1 protein-coding gene is annotated in these 607 nt (G+C 65.1%); it reads left to right on the top strand.

The window, feature by feature from the left end; all coding sequences use genetic code 11:
* Positions 1-607: type VI secretion system tube protein Hcp (locus tag GWG65_RS40280; protein WP_275200930.1), on the top strand; the 607-nt coding region annotated here is incomplete at both ends.

Here is a 607-nt window from a genome sequence, read left to right on the forward strand (position 1 = left end):
AGCTGCAGGGCATCAGCATCGACGGCCGCACCGTCTATGACCTCAAGCTCGGCGACGTCACGCTGACCAGCTATCACGACAGCAACACCGGCCACGACATGCTGGCCTTCAGCTATCAGCAGGTCAGCCTCACCACCACGCCGCAGTCGCCCAACGGCGCCATCGGCACGCCCGTCACCTTCAGCTGGGACGTCGCCACCAGCACTGAAGACGTCAATATTCCCGATCCCGTCGTGCCGGACGGCAGCCCCACCGGCGGCGGCAGCGCCGCGGCTTACTTCCTCACCATCGACGGCGTCGTCGGCGATTCCACCCGCCTTCACCATGAGGGCGCCTTCAACGTCATCGACTACAGTTTTGACGTCAGCGCACTGATCGGCGCCACCAGCGGCGGCGGCACGTCCAAGCCGACCTTCTCGCCGCTCACCGTCGATCTCGATCTCAATTCGGGCCTGACCGCGCTGCTCAAGGACGTCGCCGCCGGCAAGCACATTCCCGCGATCGAGCTGCAGGGCATCAGCATCGACGGCCGCACCGTCTATGACCTCAAGCTCGGCGACGTCACGCTGACCAGCTATCACGACAGCAACACCGGCCACGACATGCT

This window comes from Bradyrhizobium sp. CSA207, from assembly GCF_029051685.1.
Lineage (GTDB): Bacteria > Pseudomonadota > Alphaproteobacteria > Rhizobiales > Xanthobacteraceae > Bradyrhizobium.